Origin of the sequence: uncultured Paracoccus sp. (assembly GCF_947487305.1) — a bacterium.
GTDB lineage: Bacteria > Pseudomonadota > Alphaproteobacteria > Rhodobacterales > Rhodobacteraceae > Paracoccus.
On record NZ_CANKWH010000013.1, the window covers coordinates 45,219 to 65,819 of the forward strand.

14 protein-coding genes are annotated in these 20,601 nt (G+C 65.8%); 2 read left to right on the forward strand and 12 right to left on the reverse strand.

Features of this window, described 5'->3' with window-relative positions:
* The first annotated feature begins 137 nt into the window (after positions 1-137).
* Positions 138-959 carry a hypothetical protein gene (locus Q1A36_RS15230; protein WP_299845882.1) on the forward strand — a complete coding sequence of 274 codons (822 nt, stop codon included), beginning with the start codon at positions 138-140 and terminating at the stop codon, positions 957-959.
* Between the two features lie 25 nt (positions 960-984).
* On the opposite strand, the gene folE2 is transcribed toward Q1A36_RS15230, so the two are convergent.
* Positions 985-1,947, reverse strand: coding sequence for a GTP cyclohydrolase FolE2 (gene folE2, locus Q1A36_RS15235; protein ID WP_101754035.1), 963 nt, complete (start codon positions 1,945-1,947; stop codon positions 985-987).
* 95 nt (positions 1,948-2,042) lie between these two features.
* Positions 2,043-3,227, reverse strand: coding sequence for an O-succinylhomoserine sulfhydrylase (gene metZ / locus Q1A36_RS15240; RefSeq protein WP_299845887.1), 1,185 nt, complete (start codon positions 3,225-3,227; stop codon positions 2,043-2,045).
* A 343-nt stretch (positions 3,228-3,570) separates the two neighbouring features.
* On the opposite strand from metZ, the gene Q1A36_RS15245 reads away from it, so the two are divergent.
* A complete protein-coding gene (locus tag Q1A36_RS15245) occupies positions 3,571-4,734 on the forward strand; it encodes a hypothetical protein (RefSeq protein WP_299845890.1) in 1,164 nt (387 codons plus the stop codon).
* Positions 4,735-4,805: 71 nt separating this feature from the next.
* On the opposite strand, the gene Q1A36_RS15250 is transcribed toward Q1A36_RS15245, so the two are convergent.
* The 10 genes from Q1A36_RS15250 to Q1A36_RS15295 form a co-directional block, all read right to left on the reverse strand.
* Positions 4,806-6,131 carry a sigma-54 dependent transcriptional regulator gene (locus Q1A36_RS15250; RefSeq protein ID WP_101750791.1) on the reverse strand — a complete coding sequence of 442 codons (1,326 nt, stop codon included), beginning with the start codon at positions 6,129-6,131 and terminating at the stop codon, positions 4,806-4,808.
* Positions 6,132-6,155: 24 nt separating this feature from the next.
* The gene (locus tag Q1A36_RS15255; RefSeq protein WP_299845895.1) at positions 6,156-7,943 is read right to left on the reverse strand and encodes an ATP-binding protein; all 1,788 of its coding nucleotides are present in this window, start codon (positions 7,941-7,943) and stop codon (positions 6,156-6,158) included.
* Between the two features lie 90 nt (positions 7,944-8,033).
* Positions 8,034-8,702, reverse strand: coding sequence for a phosphoribosylformylglycinamidine synthase subunit PurQ (purQ, locus tag Q1A36_RS15260; protein WP_299845898.1), 669 nt, complete (start codon positions 8,700-8,702; stop codon positions 8,034-8,036).
* A gap of 104 nt (positions 8,703-8,806) precedes the next feature.
* Entirely contained in the window at positions 8,807-11,875 is a 3,069-nt protein-coding gene (locus Q1A36_RS15265) for a CapA family protein (protein ID WP_299845901.1), read from the reverse strand.
* Positions 11,876-11,914: 39 nt separating this feature from the next.
* The gene (locus Q1A36_RS15270) at positions 11,915-13,237 is read right to left on the reverse strand and encodes an HlyD family type I secretion periplasmic adaptor subunit (RefSeq protein ID WP_299845903.1); all 1,323 of its coding nucleotides are present in this window, start codon (positions 13,235-13,237) and stop codon (positions 11,915-11,917) included.
* Positions 13,234-14,949 carry an ATP-binding cassette domain-containing protein gene (locus tag Q1A36_RS15275; RefSeq protein ID WP_299845905.1) on the reverse strand — a complete coding sequence of 572 codons (1,716 nt, stop codon included), beginning with the start codon at positions 14,947-14,949 and terminating at the stop codon, positions 13,234-13,236. Before Q1A36_RS15275 ends, Q1A36_RS15270 begins: the two co-directional genes overlap by 4 nt.
* A 70-nt stretch (positions 14,950-15,019) precedes the next feature.
* A complete protein-coding gene (locus Q1A36_RS15280; protein WP_299845907.1) occupies positions 15,020-16,777 on the reverse strand; it encodes a transposase in 1,758 nt (585 codons plus the stop codon).
* Positions 16,778-17,449: 672 nt separating this feature from the next.
* Complete coding sequence (locus Q1A36_RS15285; RefSeq protein ID WP_299845910.1) at positions 17,450-18,322, reverse strand: alpha/beta fold hydrolase; 873 nt, start codon at positions 18,320-18,322, stop codon at positions 17,450-17,452.
* A gap of 58 nt (positions 18,323-18,380) precedes the next feature.
* Complete coding sequence (locus tag Q1A36_RS15290; RefSeq protein WP_299845913.1) at positions 18,381-19,316, reverse strand: hypothetical protein; 936 nt, start codon at positions 19,314-19,316, stop codon at positions 18,381-18,383.
* Between the two features lie 163 nt (positions 19,317-19,479).
* Positions 19,480-20,520 carry a LacI family DNA-binding transcriptional regulator gene (locus Q1A36_RS15295; RefSeq protein ID WP_299845916.1) on the reverse strand — a complete coding sequence of 347 codons (1,041 nt, stop codon included), beginning with the start codon at positions 20,518-20,520 and terminating at the stop codon, positions 19,480-19,482.
* Positions 20,521-20,601 lie beyond the last annotated feature (81 nt).

Consider the following 20,601-nt stretch of genomic DNA (forward strand, 5'->3'; position numbering starts at 1 on the left):
AAGGGCGTGTTCACATTCCGTTCCCGCCACCCGCAGAAATAGCCCGTCTGCCGCGCCCACGGTCCAGAGCCCGCTTGACCTGTCCACCGTTCCGGGCGAGCACATGGGTCATGCGTCACGATCATTCAGGGGTTTCCATGCGAGAATTCAAACCGTTGCTGCTTGCCGCCGCTGCCGTCACCTGCAGCTTCGGCGCTGCGCAGGCACAGGAGAGCGCGAGCCCGGCCACCGGCCTCTGCGGCCAGCCCGCCGCGCTGACCGCCCAAAGCCTCACTTTCGACAAGCAGCCTGAGGATGTCACCGGCGCCTTCGTCCAGCTGCGCCGCAACGAGCCCCGCTATATCGAACTGGGCATCACCGCGCCGGTCGCGCTGACCATGCTGGCCGATTCGGGCAGCGTCGACACCACGCTGATCCTTTTCGGCGACAAGGGCCAGATCGTCGCCTCGGACGATGACGGTGGCGGCGATACCAATGCCCGCATCGTCAGCCGTCTGCAGCCGGGCAACTATTGCCTGCAGGTCGATACCGTCGTCAATTTCGCCAAGACCGATGCCGTGGTCCCGGTCTCGATCACCCCGGCCCCGCCGCCCGATGCCTGCATCAGGACCGCCGGCGATCCGGTCGAGATCAAGGCCGGCAGCGACGAGATCATCACCAGCGACCAGTTGTCGACCAAGGCGAGCATTGCCCTGAACGTCGCCGCCGGAACCGGCGTGCGGATCGAGGCGCGCAGCCCGATCTTCGACACCTACCTGACGCTCGAGGACGGCATCGGGCAGGTGATCTCCGAGGATGACGATGGCGGCGGCGATACCAACAGCAAGCTGGAACTGGCCCCGGTCAGCGCCGATGGCAGCTATTGCGTCAACCTGACCAGCCTTGACGAGAAAGGCGGGATCTACGCCCTGTCGATCATCCCGATCACCGAGACCTCGGCCCCGGCCGCAACCGAATAAGGCCGGCGCGCGGCGCGGCTGTGGCTCAGGCCCGCAGCCGCGCGAACAGCGCCGGGTCCAGGCTGTGCTGCTCGAAGGTGGGACCGTCGGTCAGCACGCTGACGGCATCATGGGAATGCAGCGATTCCTGATGGCTGGCCACGACGCGGAAATCGCCATAGCGCGGATCATCCATCAGCTGCTGGGCAAAGGCCCGCACCGCATCCTCGACGAAGATCGGGTTCGAGGCGTTCAACTCGGCAAAGGCCTGTTCATCCTCGCGCTTGACCATGACCTGCGTCTCGGTCGGCACGGCGCGGCGGCAGAGATCGACCATATCCTCGAACCAGATCTTCTCGGGCCCGTTCATCACCACCGAGATCCGCGCGATCGAGCGCTGCGAATGCGGCGTGGCCAGCCGCGCCCGGGTCTCGCGCGCATGTTCCGACAGCTCCAGCGAACAGGGGCAGGTCGAGGAATATACGTAATCGAAATGCATGATCCGCAGACGATGGCCGCGCTGTTCCACTACCTCCTGCGAGATGTCGTAATACTGCCAGCCCCAGAGGCCCGAACGCAGCGAGTCGACCCGCACCGGATAGGACAGCCGCATCAGGATACGGGCATCCAGCGCATCCAGATCGGCCTGGTAGTCATCCAGCGCGGCTTCCAGAACCTTCAGGCTGAACTGCTTTTCCGAATGGGCATAGAAGGAGCGCATGATGCGGCTCATGTTGATGCCCTTGCGCCCGGCCTCGAGGCTCACGGTGCCGGTGACGCTGGTTTCCAGCGTGATCTCGCCCCCGTCGCGCCGCTGATAGCGGATCGGCAGACGGAAATTCGAGATCCCGACATGCTGGATCGGCTTGTGCGCGCCGACGATCAGGCTGGCCGGGCCGTTCTGCAGGTCAGGCAAACTGGCCTTGTAGGCGGCATCGACGGTGAAGCCGGCGTCGTAATCGCGCGCCAGCGCCGGATAGGCCGGGATCAGGGGGCGGTTCTCGGTCATGCTCGGCTCCTTCAGGGGGAAAGGCTGCGGCATATATGGGGATCGGTGGCCCGATCCCAAATGATTTCTGTCGGGCCCAACGGTCCGACCGCGCCCTATTGCAGCGCGGCCTGCAGATCGTCGATCAGGTCCTCGGCATGTTCAAGCCCAATCGACAGCCGCAACAGGCCCGGGGTGATGCCCAGATAGGCCTTGTCGGCATCGCTGAGGCGCTGATGGGTGGTCGTGGCCGGATGGGTCACGATCGACTTCGCGTCGCCCAGGTTGTTCGAGATGCTGATGAGCCGCAGCCGGTTCAGCGCCGCGAAGGCCGCGTCCTTGCCGCCCTCGACCTCCAGCGCCAGCATGGTGCCGCCGCTGCCCATCTGCTCCATCGCCAGCGCGTGCTGCGGATGGTCGGGAAGGCCGGGATAGATGACGCGCTTCAGCTTGCGATGGCCCTGCAGCGCCCTGGCGATGGTCAGCGCGCTGTCGGCCTGCGCCCGCACCCGCAGATCCATCGTCGCCAGACCGTTCAGCATGATCCAGCTGTGGAACGGGCTGATCGCGCCGCCGGTATGTTTCAGATAAGGCTCGACCACCTTGCGGATATAGTCGCGCGTGCCGCAGATGACCCCGGCCAGCGCCCGGCCACCGCCATCGATATGCTTGGTGGCCGAATAGACCACGACATCGGCGCCCTGTTCGACCGCGCGGGAAAAGACCGGCGTGGCAAAGACATTGTCCACCACCACCAGCGCGCCGACCGCATGGGCCAGATCGGCCACGCCCTTCATGTCGATCACCTCGAGGCCCGGGTTCGACACCGACTCGAAGAACACCGCCTTGGTGCCAGGCCGCAGCGCCGCGCGCCATTGCTCCAGATCGGTGCCGTCCACGTAAGAGACCTCGACCCCGAACTTGGCCAAGAGGTCCAGAACGAAGAGGCAGGAGCCGAAGAGTGCACGCGAGGCGACGATGTGATCGCCCGGGGCGCACATGGAAAACAGCGCACCGTTCACCGCCGCCATGCCCGAGGCGGTGGCAAAGGCATCTTCGGTCCCTTCCAGCGCGGCGATCCGGTCCTCGAACATGCGGCTGGTGGGGTTGCCGTAGCGGGCATAGATGAACTCGTCCGGCCCGGTCTCGATGAACCGCGCCTCGGCCTGCTCGGCGCTGTCATAGACAAAGCCCTGGGTCAGGAAGATCGCCTCGGCCATCTCGCCATACTGGCTTCGGCGCGTGCCGTGATGCACGGCGCGGGTGCGGGGATGGGCGGCATTCTTGGGCGTTTCGGTCATGTCTGCTGCCTTGTCTGCTGTCAGCCGCAGTTACCGCCCGAAGCCCATTGGTGCAAGGCTGCAATCGCCGGCGCTTGCCAGAGCGATGGTCTCATGCGGTCCCGAGTCAATGTGTCGCACAAGAAAAGCGGGAAGCCTTCGGAAAAATACAACTTTTGATTGCAAAACTCCAAAATTCGCCGATTCACCCTGCCACAGGACGCCAGAAACCCGGTAAAATTATGGCATAAGTCAATGATATTAATCGCAAATATATGAAAATCCGACAACTAACTTTTCGACAGATTGATCGGCCAAATTTCGCCGATATTTTAGGAGACGTTGTTTAACAAAGGCTAAGTTGATGAGTAAGTCCGGCAAAACCAGCCGAGGAAACGGCAAATCCGACCACCGCGATGACCGCAATGATCGTTTCGACCACCGGGGCGACGATCACGGCCGTGGGCGTGACCAAGGAGATGGTCATGACCGCAAGGACCAGGACCACAACACCCGCGGCGATCTCGGTGGCCAAGACCATGGCGCGCAAGACCATACTGGAGGAAGTACTGTGACCGAACCCACCCCCAACGAGTCCTTTGCCAAATGGGTCCTCAGCTCGGGCGGAGTGAGCGTCGAGGTCATCGCGACGATCCTCGATGGCAATGTCGTGTTCAAATACCAGCTCCTCAGCGGCAAGGCCGACCTGAACGGCTTCTTCATCGATGTGAACAATGATGGCGGCTCGATCACCAAGGTCGGCAGCAACGCCAACAACATGAACGGGTCGGATACCGACGGCGACAAGCTCGATGGCTTCGACTACGCCAAGGCCCTCGGCAGCGTCGGCGGCAATGATGCCGACAACACCGCGGGGACGGTCACTGTCTCGCTGAGCGCGTTGAAGATCACCAGTCTCGACCAGCTGGCCAATGCCGAGATCGGCATCCGCGCCACCAGCGTCAGTGGCGCCGCCGGCGGCGCCACCAGCCTGAAGCTCGCCGATACCGGCGAGGTTCGCCATCCCGAGCCCGTAGACCTTTGCGACCGCCCGCTGGACGGCCCGGATGTCGCCGGCAAGATCGAGATGCAGGACGCCCAGATCACGAATCTGACCTTGTCGTTCTACAATGTTGATGACGGCAACGGCGGCTATCAACCTACGCCCGGCGACACCAGTGGCGACTGGTATTATACCGTCAGCATCAACGTGCCGGCCGAGATGGGCGAGGATCCGGATGCCTATCTTGACCAGATCGTCGCCCTGCTGGTCGAACAAGATCCGTTCATCGACCGCAGCGACATCCTCAAGTCCGTGATCGTGACAGATTGCCGCGGAGATCAAGCCAACTACAACATCGCGGATTTCGCGCAGGACAATCCGCTGAATCCCGAAGCGCCGGACAGCCTGCCTTGGACCGTGTTCAACGATCAGGATCATATCCTGACCGCAGAAACCGATGTCGCCGGACACACCGAGGCGACCTATACGCTCGAGATGCAAAACGACAGCTTCGCTTTCGTCTGAACCTGATACCCCCAGGCAGGAACGGCGGCCCTACGGGGCCGCCGTTTTTTCATCGCCGGGCGGCTGCGCGCCTACAGATAATCCCCGCGCTGCAGCCCGTATTTCGCCATCTTCTCGTTCAGCGTCCGGCGCGGCAGGCACAGTTCCTCCATCACGCTGGCGATGCTGCCCTTGTGGCGGCGCATGGTATTGTCGATCAGCATCTTCTCGAAGCTCTCGACATATTCCTTCAGCGGCTTGCCCTCGGTCGTGGTGGCCTGCTGGTTGTCATCGCCATCCGCCATCAGCAGCGAGGCGATGGACCCCGAGCCCCGCCGGTTCTGCAGCACCGCGCGCTCGGCCACGTTGATCAACTGGCGGATATTCCCCGGCCAGGGCGCCTGCAGCAGCTGCGCCGCCTCCTGCGCGTTCACCTGCGGCGGCTCGCAGCCATATTCCTCGGAAAACTGCTCGGTCATCCGGGTGAAGAGGGCAAGAATATCCTCGCCGCGTGCCCTGAGCGGCGGCAGGGTGATCTTCAGCGCCGAGAGGCGATAGAAGAGATCGGGCCGCAGCGAATCTTCGGCCTTGCGCCCCTCGCCCCGCGCGTTCGAGATGGCGATGATCCGGGTCTCGGCCGGGGTCCCCTGCTCGCTGATGAAGGCCAAGAGCCGCGCCTGCAGCGGTTCGGACAGCGCCTCGACATCCTCGAGGCACAGCGTTCCGCCCCGCGCCTCCTCGACCGCCGGCACGCCGTTCTCCAGCGGGCCGAACAGCCGCGAGGCCAGCGCCTCGTCATTATAGGCGGCGCAGGAAACCGGCACGAATTTCTTCGAGGCCCGCGGGCCGACCGCGTGCAGCGCATGGGCAACCAGCGTCTTGCCGGTGCCGGTCTCGCCATCGATCAGCACATGGCCATCGGCCTGCCCCAGATCCAGAATATCCTCGCGCAGCCGCTCCATCACCGGACTGGTGCCGATCAGCTTCGACATGACCTGCTGGCCCTCGCTGAGGTCGCGGCGCAGGGCGCGGTTGTCCAGCGTCAGCCGGCGCGACTGCGTGGCCTTCTTGGCCAGTTCGGTCATGCGATCCGGATTGAACGGCTTTTCCATGAAGTCCATGGCGCCAAGCCGCATCGCCTCGACCGCCATCGGCACATCGCCATGGCCGGTGATCATGATGACCGGCAGACCCGAATCCAGCCCCATCAGCCGCTTGAGGAAGGTCATCCCGTCCATGCCCGGCATCCGGATATCGGTGACTACGACGCCCGGCCAGTCGGCACCGATGACCTTCAGCGCGTCTTCGGCACTGGCATAGGTTTCGGTCTGGAAGCCTGACAGCACCAACCACTGGCTGATCGATTCCCGCATGTCGGGCTCGTCATCGACGATCGCGATTTTCAGTTTACGCGCCATTTGGCCATCCTTGTCTCAAATACATCATTCGGCCGCCACGCTGTCCCCGCCCTCCGGGGTCGGCATCCGGCGCCGCACACCGGGCTCGTAGAGCGGCAGTTCAACCTCGAACACCGCCCCTCCGCCCGTCTCATTGTTCTGGGCCGTCAATCGTCCCCCGAAATCGGAGACAATCCCAGAGGAAATCGCAAGTCCCAGCCCGGTTCCCTCGCCGGGCTTCTTGGTGGTGAAAAAAGGTTCGAACAATTTTTCCAGATCCGCGACGCCCGGGCCGTTGTCGCGCACCGATACATAGGCGTGCGAGCCGGTGCCGACGGAGATCTCGATCGTCGGGTCGCGCTGCGATTTCACCGCGTCCACGGCATTGCGCAACAGGTTGATGATCACCTGCTCCAGCCGGATGCGGTCGGCCAGAACCATGATCTTCTCGCGCGGGATGCTGTGGCTGACGCGGATGACGCCGCTGCGCAATTGCGGCTCCATCATGGTAAGCGCGGCAGAGACGCTGGCACGCAGGTCCACCGGCTCCATCGCCTCCTCGCCCTTGCGGGCAAAGCTTTTCAGCTGCCGGGTGATGGCGCCCATGCGCTCGACCAGATCATCGATGCGCTGAAAACTGGACAGCGCCTCTTCGCCGCGCCCGCGCTGCAACAAGAGCCGCGCGCCGGCCAGATAGGTCTTCATCGCCGCCAGCGGCTGGTTCAACTCGTGGCTGACCCCTGCCGACATCTCGCCCAGGGCCGCGAGTTTCGAGCTTTGCTGAACCGTCTGCTCGGCCACCCTCAGTTCGCGCTGCACCCGCACCCGCTCGGCGATCTCGGCTTTCAGGCGGTTGTTCAGCGCCCTGAGATCAGCCGACTCGCGCATGAAGGCCACGGATTTCTCGCGCTCGCGCCGCGACAGGATATAGAAGGCGGCGGCCAGGATGATGGCAAAGCCCATGATCTCCAGCGCCAGAACCGCGTTCACCCGCTCGCGGATCGAATCATAGGTGGCAAAGGACACCATGCGCCAGCCACGGAAGGGGATCCGGGTCTCGGTCTGCATTACCGCCTTGCCGCGCAGATAGGCGTCGGGCGGCTGGTTGGTCCAGTCAGCGGTGACCTGGAAGGCCCGGTCGATGGCATTGGGGGCCGAGCGCACCGACAGCGCCTCGGGCAGGGTCAGCCCGCGCCAGCGCGGCTCGGTCGACAGCACGATGGTCCCGGCGCTGTCCAGCACCGCCACCGCGTCCGAGATCCCGGCCCATGACCGTTCCAGCCGCAAGAGGTCGGCGGCCACGGCGATCACCCCCACGGCCTTGCCCTCGGCGACCACGGCGCGGGAATAGCTGAACTCGTTCGCCCCGGCTTCGTTCTTGCTGACGGTAAACACGGTCTCGCGCGAGCGCAGGGCCTCGACGAAATAGGGTTGGGACAGGTCATTGCCGCCCAGAAGCGCCCGGTCGGTCGAGGCCACCACCCGCCCCGAGGCATCCAGAAGCCGGATCGAGGCGACGTTGATTTCCTTCTGCGCCGCCATCAGCCGCGCCGAGGTGGTCGAGAAATCCTGCCCGTTCAGCGAGCCGATCAACGCCGGATCGCGCGCCAGCAGCAAGGGCACCACCGCCGTCCGCTGCAATTCCGACCGCAGGTTGCCGATGTAAAGCGCCGAGCGCAGCTCCAGCCGCACCCGGGTGGTTTCGGAAAACCGCTCGGTCAGCCAGGCATTGGTCACCCAGATGACCCCGGCCGCCGTGACCAGGATCAGCGCAACCGCGATGCGCAGCCACCACGGATTGCGCAGCGGCGTTTCGGTGCCCGTGTCTGTCATCTGGGTCGGGTCAGCTTCCCTTGCCAATCAGCCTGTCCATCAATTGCCATGGATCAAGCCAATCTAAGCCCTTGCGGGCTTTCTCTCAAGTCAGGCCGCAACTGCCTGATCGATGAGGCCACGGAACATCGCCGCGCCGTCGTTGCCACCGAGCTTGGGATCGGCCGCCCGCTCGGGATGCGGCATCAGGCCCAGAACCCGGCGGTTCTCGGACAGCACGCCGGCAATATCGGCGACCGAGCCGTTCACCGCGCCCTCATAGGTGAAGGCGATCCGGTCCTCGGCCTTCAGCCGCGCCAGCCCCTCGGCATCGATCTGGTAATTGCCGTCGTGATGGGCGACCGGGATCTCCAGCCGCGCGCCCCGCTCGTATCCGGCGGTGAAGGCGTTGTCGGCCGCTGCCACAACCAGCCCGACCGGCCGGCAGACAAAGGTCAGCCCGGCATTGCGCATCAGTGCCCCGGGCAGCAGGCCCAGCTCGGTCAGCACCTGGAAGCCGTTGCAGACCCCCAGCACATAGCCGCCGCGCCGCGCGTGCTCGCGCAGGGCTGCCGCAATCGGCGAATGGGCAGCGATGGCGCCGCAGCGCAGGTAATCGCCGAAGGAGAACCCGCCCGGCACGGCAACCAGATCGGTCCCCGCCGGCAAGGCTTCGTCCTTGTGCCAGACACGGGACACATCGGCGCCCGCCTGATCCAGCGCGACGGCCAGATCGCGATCGCAATTCGATCCGGGGAAGGTGATGACGGCGGCTTTCATCGGCGGCTCCTGTCGCGGGAATGGCCCTGCCATAGCGCAAGCAGCAGTCCGGGAAAAGGGGCGCCGCCCCTTGGCAGCGCCCCTTCAGCGCAAGAACCGCGGCGCTATTCCGCCGCCACGTGGGACGCGGATGCCTCGGCGGTGCGTCGCGCGTGCAAGGGCAGGTCCAGACAGAAGCCCGCCTCGTCCTGCATCCGGCGCGGACGGCCCGTCAGCCGCGAGGTCAGGAAGCGCGCGACCTCGGGAAACTCGTCCTCGGTCACCGGGCGGTTCTGGAAGCCGGTCAGGTCGTTGTCGGTCACGATGGGGTAGAGCCGCAGCCGTGGACCGCCGCGCTGGTTGCGCGCGAATGTCAGGCTGACCGCCGCGCCCATCGGCAGCACCTCGCGCGATTTGAAGCGCCCCGGCGTGTTCCAGACGAAGTTCCCGATATTGTAAAGCACCGGCACCCCCTCGATCATCTCGATCGGCTGCAGCACATGCGCGCCATGGCCGATGATCAGGTCGAGCCCCGCCGCGACCAGTTCCGCCGCCGTGACGCGTTGAGCGTCGGTCGTGTCCTCGTAATCGGTACCCCAATGGGGAAAGCCCACGAAGACCGGATCGGGCAGCACCTCGCGCAGGGCGCTGATCTGCCGGGCGATGGCATCGGGGGACAAGAGCCCGATCCCGCCGCGCTGGCCCCGCGCATACCAGCGATAGCGGCGATCATAGCGGCGGCGATATTCGAAGCCGGGAAAGACCACCAGCGACCGCTCGGCACCGGCCACCTCGAAGCGATGGATCAGCGGATGGGCGGCCGCAGCCTCGCCCTCGCCTGCACCGAAGGCACCGATCCCCGACGCCTGCAACCGGCTCAGCGTGTCCGACAATCCCGCCGCGCCGCAATCCAGCATGTGGTTGTTGGCAAGGCAGACGGCATCGATCCCGGCCTGTTGCAACGCGGCCGCCGTCCGCTCGGGATCGGACCAGCCCAGATAGTTCTTCTGCCCCTGCAGCGCCGGGTCGGGGCGCATCGACAGCGGCACCTCGAGATTGGCGATGGTGAAATGCCCAAGCCCCAGGATGTCCTGCAGGTTCGCCAGTGAAAAGCCATGTCCAAAGCTGCCCAGAATCCGCTGCAGGTCCAGGGTGCGGGGATGGTGCATGTAGCTTTCGCCAAAACCCAGATCGCCAAGGAACAGCACCGCGACCTCGTCGGGGTCCTGGGCTCGGCGCGGCAAGGGGGTGGCAAAGTTCGCGCGGGCTTCCGTTTGCGGCGACATCGGCACCGGCGTCGAAGCAACCTGCCGCAGATCGAGGCCCAGAGCCGCGCCGACCTGCTCGGCGGCTGCCGAGTCGTCCAGCCCGACCAACCGCCCGCCAGAGACCCGGGACAGCGTCTCGGAGGCCAGCCCATGCGCTTCAGAACCATCGCTGAGTGCCGTCACCGCGAGGTCCAGCCGCTCGACCCCGATGCCACGGGCGACGAACTCGGCAGGTGTCGCCTCGAGCAGCGCCAGGTCGATATCGGGGTCCCAGGCCAGCGCATCGGCATCAGCCAGATGCCGCGTGCTCGTCGAGCTGTCCGGATGGGCCGGCGACGCAGCGGGTCCGACCAGTCCCAGCACCAGCCCGGCCTCTGTCGCCGCCGCCTCGATGCTCTCGCGCAACTGCCGGGTCTGCTCGGGCTGGCCGAGAAGCGCGACCACGGGCATACGTGAGCGGCTGCCCTGCGGGAAATACATGTCGAGGATCGGACCGGTGATGCGGTCCCGGCCCTTCCCGGCCATCTGGATCTGCATATTGATCCCCGGCCGGCTGTTTACTTCACAGATCGCTGCCCGGTTCTGCCGCCACGAGATGGCGGGATCGGTGGTGATGAAGTCGATCCCTGCGATGTCCAGACCGACGATTCGCGCCGCGCGTCCCGCCATCTCGATATTGTCGGGATGCATCCTGTCGGTCACATCCGCAGGCTCGCCGCCGCGCGAGATGTTCGATTCCCGCCTGAGATAGGCGATCTGCCCCTCCTCCGGGATCGACTCCGCATGCATCCCCTGCTCGGCCAGAACCTCCAGCGCGTAATCGTCCAGTTCCAGCCGGCGCAGGATGGCCATGCGGCTGATCAGCACCGGCTCGCGTTCGGGGCGCAGGTTCTCGCGCTCGACCAGTTGGGTGATGGTCGAGACGCCATCGCCCTTGACCTGTGCAGCGCGACGATGGGCGGCGGCGACGAAGCGGCCGCCGACCGCCAGCAGGCGATATTCCTCGCCCTCGATCAGCGATTCCAGCACGACCGTGTGCGAGACTTTTTGCGCCCGCTCGAAGGCCTTGGCCAGATGTTTGCCGTCGCGCACGCCGATGGTGATGCCGCGCCCCATATTGCCGTTGCGCGGCTTGACCACCAGCGGATAGCCGACCTTCTCGGCCAACGATTGCGCCCGCTTCAGACTGCTGGTGACCGCCTGTCGTGGCACCGGCAAACCGGCCTCGGTCAAGATCCGGTTGGTCAGCCCCTTGTCGCCGGCCACCAGCCGGCCGATCGAGCGGGTATGCGTCGATTCCGTGCCCTTCAGGATCTGCGAATAGCGCCCCAGCCCCAGACGCATCAGCTGCGACCGCTGCATCACCGCCCAGGCAATTCCCCGCCGCGCGGCGTCGCCGGCGATCTGCAGCGCGTCGCCCGAGGGCGTTTCGTGCGAGGTGCGATCCTGGAGGATGGTCATCTGCGCAAGAAAGGCGTGGTAGACCTCGTCGGCCGACGGCTGACCCATCAGCAGCTCGGCCAGAGCGATCGCTCCCTCACCGGCCACGCGGCCAGGATTCTCGGCGCCGATCTCGAAGACTGCGATCCCCTGCCGCTCGAGCTGATCGGTGCGCCCGGGATGGCTCTGCGAGGCGCGTTCGCGCCAGGAGCAGAATTTCACCGGCCAATGGGTATAGCGCTGCAGGATGAGCGCCAGAACCTCGACCAGCGCCGCCACCGGCACATCCCCCCTTGCCTGCGTCAACCGCCGCCAGGCCGGGCAATCCAGAATCACCGGACGGATGCGCTGCATCGCCTCGGCCAGCACGGCGATGGCCTCGGGCGAAACGGTCTGGTCGGCCGCATCCTTGATGCGCAGCGACAGGACCCGGCAGCGGGCGTGGATATTGCCGGCGGCAAGGAACGTGGCGTCGAGACTCTGCATGGCTTTGTCCTCACGTGTTAACAGGGAAAGGGATCGACCTCATCCCTCGCGCATGGCGCGCGTCAGGAATTGCGTGATCGGTGAAAGCAGATAGTCCAGCGTGGTGCGCGCCCCGGTATGGATCATCACCTCGGCGCTCATGCCCGGTTGCAGCGGCATCCCGCCCTTCTCGATCTCGGCGCGCTGCAATTCGACCCGCGCCAGATAATAGGGCGCGCCGGTCTGTGGATCGACCAGCCGGTCCGCCGAGACGGTCTGGACCACCCCCTCGATCGGATGCTGGCTGCGCCGGTTCAGCGCCGACAGCCAGACCTGCGCCTCCTGCCCGGCTGTGACCTGATCGATGTCCAGCGGATCGATGGTCGCCTGCACCACCAGCTTGTCGCTGACCGGCACCACGTCCATCAGCGGCTGGCCGGCGGCGATGACCCCGCCGACGGTGTGGACCTGCAAGCCCGTCACCACACCGCTGACCGGCGAGCGGATCTCGGTCCGGCCCATCACGTCGCGGGCGGCGGCAAGGCGCTGGCTCAGTTCGTAGGCACGCGCCCGGCTGTCGCGCAACTGCTGGACCACCTCGGTCTCCATCGCGTTCTTCAGCTCGGACCGGCGCAGGGCGGTTTCCGCGATCTTCTGCTCGGCCGTGCCGATGGCCGCGCGATAGCTGGCGATCTCGCCCTCCAACTGGGCGGCGTCGCGCTGCAATTGCAGCAGGCGCGGCTTGTCGGTCAGGTTCCGGTCAAAGAGGCGCTGCACATCGGCCAGTTCCTCACCCAGAAGTTTCTGGCGCGATTCCGAGGCGGCGATCTGGCCCTCCAGCCCCTCGATCTCGGTCTCGAGCCCGTCGGTGGTGCGCTCGAAGATGGTCAGCCGGTCGGTCATCAACGTCCGGCGGCTGTCGAAGATGCCCTGTTGACCGGCCATGGCCGATTGCGCAGCGCTGTCGCCGATCTTCTCGGTCAATTCCCCGGGAAAGCTGATTGCGTCCAGCCCCTGCTGCTCGGCCAACAGCCGGGCCTCGGTCGCCCGCGCCTCGAAATACTGCGCCTGCACCTCGTTCAGGCTCGAGGAGGGCACGGTGTTCTGCAGCCGGATCAGCACCTGACCCGGTTCGACCTGATCGCCGTCGCGCACAAGGATGTCCTGGATGATGCCGCCTTCCAGATGCTGGACGGTGCGAACGCTGGTATCGACGCTGACAAGGCCCGGCGCCACCACAGCGCCCTCGATCGGGGCGGCGGCGGCCCAGACATAGAACGTGCCGGCAAAGACCGCGATCACGCCGAAGCCGGCCAGTGCCAGACCGCGGCCGAATGGCGGGCCGGTCTCGGCGTCAAGGAGGGTCTGGGTGCGGTCAGTCATGTCACGCTTCTCAGATGGTCACGGGCACGTTCGCGGGTCTCGCGGCCGGTATTTTCAGTCACCTCATGCGCGCGCTTGCCGCCGAGGATCAGGAACCGTTCGGCCATGCGGGCGATCTGCACCGAATGGATTGACTGGGTCACGACCAGCGAGGCGCCGCCCTGTTTCAACTCGGCCAGCGCCGTTTCCAGCACCCGGCGCGCGCCGGCATCCAGATTGGCCGTTGGCTCGTCGAGGACGATCAGACGCGGGCGGCCATAGAAGGCGCGGGCCAGGGCGATGCGCTTGCGCTCGCTGCCCGACATGCCGAAGCTGTCACCGCTGATCACCGTGTCATAGCCCTCGGGCAGACCGATGAACTTCTCGTGCATCCCGACCAGCCGGGCAGCATCGGTCACGGCGGCGAAATCGCCCGCGTCCATGCGGGCAATGTTCTCGCGGATGGTGCCGGTGAACAGCTCGGTATGCTGGGGCAGGAAGCCGATTAGACCGGCCCGCTGCTCGGGCGGCAGGCGCGACAACTCGACATCCCCCAGCCGGATCTGACCCTCGCGCGGCGCCAGCACCCCGACCAGTAGCCGCGACAGCGTGGTCTTGCCGGTCCCCGCCTGACCGCTGACCACCATCAGCTCGCCCGGTGCCAGTTCCAGCGTCAGCCGGTTGAACAGGTAGGACCGCTCGCCCGGCTGCCGAAAGCTCATCTGGTCGAGGATCAGCGGCGCGGCAGCCGGCTCGCCCTCGACCGAAGCGGGCTGATCCGGGTCCTCGGCCAGCCGCTTTTTCAGCGAGGCATAGGCAGCCCGCGCCTCGCGCAGATTGCGCCAGTTGCTGATCGCGTCATTCGCGAGGCTGAAGCCGAAGCCCGCCATGATCCGCGCCGCGAAGATGCCGCCGAAGGTCAGCGATCCGATCACCACCAGCCAGACACCGGCGGCGATCATGGCGATGCGCAGGAACTGCCCGATGCCCCGGCGCAGGCTCTTGAACAGGATATGCCCGTCCTCGATGCGCTGACGCTCTTCCAACCGGGCCGAGGCGGTGCGCCGCCAGCGCTCGGTCAGGGTGCGCGACATCGAGAAGGCACCGACGCTTTCCCGGTTCTGCCCGGCGGCCTGCACCAATGCCCGCTGCTCGCGATAGGCATCACCCGAGGCGCGGCGCGCATCCCGCGTCAGGGAATCGCCCAAGATGCCCACCACGGCCAGCGCCACCAACGCGGAAAGCCCGATCACGCCCAGAAGCGGATGGACCAAGAAGATGCCGATGAAGAACAGCGGCGCGAAACCGATATCCAGCCAGGACACGATCGGCCCCGAGACAAAGCTGCGCAGTCGCGCGACATCGCCAAGCGCGCCGTCGATCTCGCCCGACTGGTCGTCGCTGCTGCGGCCCTCGAGCCCCTGCCCGACCATGCGCGGGCCGAACTGGCGCTCGATCCACAGCCCCCAGCGGACCAGCATCCGCCGGCGGATCACGTCCAGCGCCAGACCGCAGCCGACAGCGATGACGACCATGATGGTCAGCATAACCAGCGTCTCGATGCTGCGGCTGGCCGGCACCCGGTCCAGCACCTGGATCAGGTAGAGCGGCATGGCGAACTTCAGCAGGTTGAAGCAGGCCGTGAACAGCAGCACCACGAACAGCCCGGGCCGCGACTGGCGCCAGGCCGCCGTCAACACGGTCTCGGTTCCGGCTTTCCTGCGTCTTGCCATCAATCGTCCCTTGTCTTCCCACCGGGGCCGAGTGACCGGCCCCGGATCTGCCCGGGCCAATGGCCCTTGATCATTCCGCCGCGGTCACGCCGAAGCCGTTCTGGAACAGCTCGCCCACGCCGACGCGCTCGTGATCGCTTTCAAGCCCGCCCAGAAAGCCGGTGCCGCCGTCGAAGATCTCGTCCTCGTCGATGCCGCCATTCTCGGAGGGACCGGGCAGCGGCCAGTCGAGCACCCGCATTGGTGCCGCCAGCGGCAGGCCCTGCAGCCGGGCGGCATCGATCATCCGCCGCAGCTCGTCGAGCAGCCGGTCAAGGTCGCCGCCGAAGCGACCGCCCTTGGCGAGACCGGCACAGAGACGCTGCACCGCCGTGTCGAAATCGCCATGCCGAGCATCGATCACCGCCTTCAGCGCGGCGATGGGCGCCGCCGCCTGGCGCGGGAAGGCCGGTTCATAGCGCGTCTTGCGCAGCCTCGGCACCCTGAGCTCGATCACGCCGAAATCGGTGATCCAGTCCTGTGGCCGCACGCCATTGCGCCAGTCGCGGCGACCCGCGGCATGGGCCCCGTAGGCCACCCCGCACAGTTGGTCTGCCTCGGCCTGCATGACGTGATGGGCGACGCGGTCAAGGATGTCGCGCGCCAGCGAGGTGCCCGAAAGGCCGATCCGCCGCGCATCCGCCGCCGCCGGTCCCATCGGCACAAGATTGCCAAGCGCCACATCCGCCGGCACTGCCGCCTGCGCCAGCGCCTCCAGCGCCGGCCGCGCCGCGCTGCGGGTCCGGCAGGCTGCCGCCGCGCGTTCGCGGATCGCCGTCATCAGCGCGCCTTCCTGCAATTCCCAAGGCGAGAACACCCTGAGCCCGGTCGCCGCCTCGGCCTCGCGCACGCCGAGGGGCGAGCGCCCCAGACGCCCGCTCATGGCCAGCACCGAGTGGCCTGCCGCACGCAGCACATCGACGCCGTATTTCGCTCCCATCGCGTCATAGGCGGCAAAGACTGTGCCGATGGTGACATCGAGGATCTGCGGGCTGCGGATCAGTTGCGAGGTCTCGAGTTGCTGCAAGCCGTCGGCAATCTCGATCACGCAGACATCGCAGCCCTGCGCCGCAGCATGGTTCATCAGCCGATAGGTCGCCGCCTCGATCTCGGGAATGCCGACCAGATAGGTGCTGGCAAAGCCCGCATCGGTGAAATCCAGCGCCACATCGGCACCGGCATCGCGCACGATCCACATGTCGCCGCCTGCCCCCGTGCCGGTGATCTTGAGCGCACCGACCTTGAACCCCAGCCGCTTGAACCCGCGCACCAGCGAGGTCGCCGTCAGCGTCTTGCCGGCATTCATCGAGGTGCCAAGCGACAGGATCGCCGGGATCTGCGGCACCGCGTCGGTCGCATCGACGCCGAAGCTCGACAGGTTCAGCCTGCGACCCTTGGCATCACCCAGCAGCCCCAGCGGGGTGATTTGCGTCGGCGGCTTCATCCGCTGGTGCCGTGACAGCTCGACCGCCGCCAGACCACCGGCCGCAACCAGATCGCAGGGCGAGAGATCCTGACCGATCTGCGCCTCGTACTGGTCCGGCGCATAGCGATTGCCATAGCAGACGATGATCTCGTCACCCGGAAACATATGCGCCCGCCGGCCATCGGTCAGCTCCAGCTTGGTCTGCTTGCCGATCTCGTCGACGCGGGCCAGCACCAGGTCGCCGGGCTTCGGCACCAGCTTGCCCGTCAACAGGGTCTGGTACGCCTTGCGCGGAACCCGCCGGGTGCTGAAAGCCCGTTTGGCATGGTCGATACGGCTTTTACGAAGATTGAGATGGGCCATGTGGATTGTATCCCTTCCGCAGGCGCGCAGGCTCTCGCGCGTCGCTGAAAATAACTCTCTGCAACTGCAAACTCAGTAAACGTCCCGCGAGTCAGCATGGCAACCGAACGAAATGCCGACCCCAGACCAATCGCCCTTTTTGGCTAACCCGCAGGTTGATTCACTTCAATGACGATATCTGAACGGTTTTGTTGACCGAAATTCCGAACGAAAACGTTCAACATTGCTGCGTGCGCACTCGGGCCGGAGGCAGCTGTTTCCACTAACAGGCGCAGATCTAAACAAATTGTTTTGGTTATTTCAAAGTCAATTCAGATCGCTACCACAAAGGAAGAAAACCTTAGGACAGTCGCTTCGGCGTCGCAGAACCAACTGCTGAAACCTGTCAAAACCTAGGGATGTTCGCCGCGCCGCCTGAGCGTCCCAGACAGCCCACACAAACAAACGCTAATTCCGGCGAATTTTGGCTGCACCCAATAGGAGAATAAGCGGTTTCTGGCCGGTTCTGGCATACCAGTCAATGGAATCGACTAATCATCCTCAATATCGCCGTCTCGCGCCGCGTATTTCGTCCAAATCACCGCTTCTCTGGCGGAAGTGACCAACCGAGTCGGCCAATTCATGCCGACCACTTGCATTTGCTGCAATATATCGTCGTGAGACGCGTCGCCGTCAGAACCCCAAGGCCTCGACCATTTCCTCGGCCCCGAGCATCCCGCGGGCGCTGTGGCCGACGTCGTCGGCGCGAACGAGGCTCCAATTAAAGGGCCAGCCTTTCGACTCGGCGGCCTTGCGGGCAGCCTCGAAGGTCCGCTCGCCCCGATCGAGCCGGTTGCGGCCCTGCCGCAGCGCCGGCGGATTCGTGGTCAGATCCTTTGACCCGGTATCCTCCTCGCCCAGGTAGATGGTGATCGGCGCGGCCAGGTAATCGCGCATCCAGCCCTCGGCCTCGGGTTCGGGCAACCCGCCATAGCCATAGGGAACCTGCTCCTCCTCGCTCGGCATGACATAGCTCGAGGGATTGGCCAGGATGATCCGCGCCACGTCATCGGGCAGCGCATAGGCGGCAACGCGCGACAGGAACTGCGCCCCGGCGGAATGCCCGAAGAGATAGCCATCGGCCTCGGGCAGACCCTCCTGCTGCCGCGCCCAGTCCATCAGGTCGTCCACCATCGAGGCGGTCCAGTCCTCTTCGGGCTGCAACTGCCCGTCACGGACCAGCCCGCCACGGTGATAGGTCCAGTTTGGAAAGCGGTCGCGGTCGAAGAGCGGCGAATAGACGATGAAGCAGCCCCGGTCGGCGATCTCGCGCGCCGAGTTGAGATAGGATTTCGCCGCCCGGCTGTTGCCGTGAAAGACCAGAAGGATCGACGGCGCGGCGCAGCCCTCGGGATGATAGCGATAGATGCGCATATCCTGCCCGTCGATCTCTGCCGTGACCTGCTCGACCGGTTCTTCGGCGGATGCGGCGGCAGGGGCCAGAAGCATCAGCGCCGCCCCCAGCACCGAGCGGCGGATCAGATTGCGCCCAAGTGTCTGCTTCATCCTCGTCTTGCCCCATATGGGTCCAGCCCGGCAAGTCTGCGGCGAGCGGCAGGCAGAATCAAGATTTGCGCGGCAGATCGAACCAGCGGCCGCCGACGCGGATCTTGGGTCCGGACCGGCGGCCGGGGACCAGTTCGAAGGGCAGACTCTCGCGCAACCGCTGCGCCTCGGACCGGGTTTCGGGCAACAGGTCCATGATCGCCATGGCCCTGAGCGGCTCAAGCATGTCGCGGGCGGAATGGCCGACACCCGGCACGATCTTCAGCTGCCAGCCGAAATCGCAATCCAACCGCAGCGCCGTCATCGCCCCCAGGTCAAAGGTCCGGGCGGCACGCGCAAGGCGGTCCGGCCCCTGACGCCGGGCAGCCCTGTTGCGCCCCAGTGTCGGGTCGGTCGCCTCGTGATCCTCGGCGCCCACGCAGAGCGTCACCGACCGTTCGAGATAGCGGCGCTGGACCTCGCGCTCTTCCTCGCCGTGAAACACCCCGCCCAGACCATAGGGCGCGGCTTCGCCGGATGGCCATCGGCCCAGCAGGGGCTGGACATGGACCGAGGGGCTGACGATCACGATCCGCTCGGGCGCGGCCCGAAGCGGCTGGAAGGCGGCAACCCGCGACAGGAACTGTGCCCCGGCGGAGAAACCCCAGAGCCAATAGGGCAGCGACCGCCCGTCCAGCGCCCAGTCGACCAGCGCCGGCACCAGTCGCGTGGCCCATTGCTCGGGCGGGCGAGGACGCCCGCGGCCATCGGTGATGTGGCCGCGCTGATAGGCGACGGGCGGAAAGCGCTTCCGGTCGAACAGCGGCGCCACGATCATCAGACCCAGCCGCTCGGACAGCGGCAGGGCGAAATCGCGCAGCGCCTCGGCATTGCCGCTGTTGCCATGACACATCAGCATCAGACCCTGCGCCTCTCGCGCGGGATGATGGGTATAAAGCGTCATCCGCACATTGCCGATCACGGCAGTGCAACTGTCGGAACCTGTCCCGGTCATACCAGCCTTCCCGCTGCAAGTATGGGAACGCAACCTTCCGTTGCGCCCAGGATGTTCAAATCCCCTAGCATGAAATTGCGATCTCAACAAATCTTGTCGGCTAAACCGAGTGGTTTTTCTTCCAGATGGTCAGGATACGCTGCCCATCGCCAGCCGAACGCCGCTAGGCCCGGTCCGTCCCGCCAGCCGGCCCGGCCGGTGCGGCCGTCGAATCGCGCAGCATCAACCGGGGAACCAGCAGCGTGACTTCGGCGATCTCGCGCCCGGCAATGCGGTCGATGATGATGCCGGCTGCCGCCCGGCCAAGGTCGCGCTTGGGCTGGCGGATGGTGGTCAGGGCCGGGGTAAGGTGCGAGGCCAGTTCGATGTCATCGAAGCCGATGACCGACACGTCGCGCGGCACGGAAATGCCGCGCTGGTGAAGCCGTGCCATGAAGGCGCAGGCCATCTCGTCCGAAAAGGCAAAGACCGCGCTGGGGCGCGTTGCGTCCGGCATGGCGGTCCACAGATCGGCCGCCGCCTGCCCCGAGGCGAGGGTGAAATCACCCGGAAAGCTTACAAGCTGCGCCCCCTCGGCTGCGGCTTCCGCCCCGGCCAGTCGCGCCTGGTGCAAAACGTTTTGCGACGGCCCGCCGATGATGCCGATGCGCCCATGTCCCAACTCGCGCAGATGGGCGACCGCCAGTCGCCCGCCCTCGCGGTTGTCCAGCATCACCCGCGGCAGGGATGCGCCTTCGATCCATTCGCAGGCGGTGACGATCGGCGGCAGGTCGTCGCGCTGGTCCAGATCCGCATGGGGTACCAACCCGTCCAAGAGGATGATGCCATCGGCACGCGAGGGATCAAGAAACCGCTCCAGCGTCCGGTGCCGACCCTCGCCCTCCAGTGTATCCGCGACCAAGAGGTCATAGCCCCCGCGCGCCAACTCGCGCCCCATGCCTTCGAGGATCTTGGCAAAGAACGGGTTGCCCAAATTGGGCACCAGCGCCACCACGCTGCCGGTGCGCTGCTTGCGCAGGTTCCGCGCGGCATGGTTCATCCGGTAGCCGGTCGCGCTTACCGCATTCATCACCGCCAGCCGTGTCGCTTCGGCCACCAGCCCCGGTCGCGACAGGACCCGGCTGACCGTCGCCGGCGAGACACCGGCCAGCTTGGCCACGTCAGAAATCTTTGCCCGGCCGGGCGTCGCCATGCGCTTGTTCATCGCGTGAGACTAGGCCCGGAACGCCCATCCGGCAAGCGCAAGAAGAAAATCGTTGTAATCGATTTCAGTCCAGTGCAGCCT